This window comes from Nocardiopsis sp. LOL_012 (genome assembly GCF_048060475.1).
GTDB lineage: Bacteria > Actinomycetota > Actinomycetes > Streptosporangiales > Streptosporangiaceae > Nocardiopsis.
The window spans coordinates 1-1,914 of record NZ_JBHMIV010000079.1 but is presented as its reverse complement, the minus strand read 5'-3'; the positions used below and the strand labels follow the sequence as shown (position 1 = coordinate 1,914).

The following is a 1,914-nucleotide window of genomic DNA, read 5'->3' as shown; positions in this document are numbered from 1 at the left end:
GCGGCGCCGTAGCGGCCCCAGCGTCGGGTGCCGTCGGGCAGCCGTACCCATCCGTCACCGCGTACGGGCCGATCCTCGTGGCGTGCCTCGCCCGCGCCATCGCGGGGGGCGGTGCCGCTGGGACCGCCCGTGCTGGTGCGCCCGTCGCCCTCCACCGCGGAGGGCTCGGCGCTCGTGCTGCGGAGGGGGGCGATCGGACGTGCTCTCCAGTGGAGACCGGGTCTCCAACCGGTGGGGACGATTTCGGCTTGGACGGTCCAGGCCGGTGTCGCGGGGCCGTCACCCGAACGGTGGTGGATGTCGTGGATGAGGAGGCTGGTGTCACGGGGGAGCAGGGCCGTGATATCGCCGAGACGGAGGGCCGGGAACTTGGTGGGGACGAGAAGGATGAGTTCGACCGGGTGATCCTCGGGGGCGATGGGGAACAGGGACGCCGAGAGGAAACCGGGTTCGGTGTGTACGGTGCCCACGAGCTGGGCGGGCCTGGCCCCACGAACCACCCTGTCCAGGAAGCCGATGTCGACACCTGAGTGGAGGATGAGTGGTCGGCTGACCCTGGTGTGGACGAAGGCGAGATCGAGGCGGTGGATGAGTGAGACGAGGGCTTCGCGCTGGTTCGGGGGGACGCTGTCGCCGAGGAGTCCGCTGTCGACCAGGTCGCGGTAGGTCTCGGTGTAGTGCGCCAGGGGCTGCCGGAGCCAGGCGGTAGCCGGTTCTGGTAGGAGTCGGGGGGCCCGCCGGAGGGCCGAGCGGTGGTCTGGAAGTCGCAGTCCCCGAGGCATACCGGTGCCGGTGTCGGCGTTCTCCGGAGCCGCCGGAGCGGTCCAATGAGGTGTTGGGCGCAGCCAGCGGCGGAGGTCTTGGTCTCCGAGGCCGAGTTCCTGCCGGGGCTGGGCCTCGTTTGGTGGGAGGGCCTCGGCGTGGATGTGGACCTTCCGGTCGGGGCGTTCGACGACGCGTGTGATCAGGTACTGGAGACCACGCGGCTGGAGGATCTCCCGCTGTTCGGGGAAGGCGCTGTGCTTGCCGATCCACAGGCCCCGGGAACCGGCGGGCAGGGTGAGATGGAGTCGGAAGCTCCATCCGCGTGCGATCTCGGGCCCTGCTTCCGTGCCCAGGCTGGCGGACAGGTAGCCGGGCTCGGTCTGGACCGTCCCTTCGAGGCTCCGAACGGCCTCCCGGCCGAAGTCCTGCATGAAGTCGACCTCTTGCAGTGCCCGGTGCACCAGGATCGGTTCCGGGAGGGGGTGGTCCAGGGCCCGGTCGATGAGGCCGAGGCGCTGCTCGATCTCGTTGAGCGTGGGGAAGGTCCCGAACGAGTTGACCAGGACTTCGGCGGGTCGTGCTTCCCTGTCGGTGAACCGCGCGAGTTCTCCGGCCGGGTCCGTCGACTGCCTGATCTTCAGCACGAGCTTCTGCTGCTCCGGGGAGAGGGCCCCGAGACTGGCGTTGGCGATGTCGGCCAACGTCGGCTTTCTCGGGTACGCCGGGCCCGCCAGTTCGTACAGGGGCCATCCCGGGCCGCGGGAGGAAGTCAATCGTCGCAGAATGTTCAGCTTGTCCTGGATTCCTGTGGCACGCAGCATCCAGTTGTACGGCACTGAATTCTTGGTGTACGCGTAGACCGCTTCCTGCTGGTCTTGTGGCAGGTTCGTGAACCCGTGGGGGTGGCGGGGTGCGTCCAGGACCTGCCCGCCGTAGATCTCGCCGTCGCGGTTGCTGGTGAAGTAGCGGACGCCGCGCGGATCGAGGCCCCCCGGTACGGGTGCGGGTTCGGCAGAGTCCAGGAGCTGGAGGGCCCGCCGGGAGAGGTCGGCGAAGAAGGGGAAGGTGTGGAGGTCGGTGGTGCCGGAGGTGGGGGGGAGGAGGTGGCGGGTGTTCTGGTAGTGCTGGTCGGCTTGGGCTTGGGCGGTG

1 protein-coding gene is annotated in these 1,914 nt (G+C 69.3%); it reads right to left on the bottom strand.

Annotated elements, in window-relative coordinates:
* Positions 1–1,914, bottom strand: a 1,914-nt coding sequence (locus ACFHWE_RS23465; RefSeq protein ID WP_416604041.1) for an ADP-ribosyltransferase, incomplete at both ends; no start/stop codon positions are given.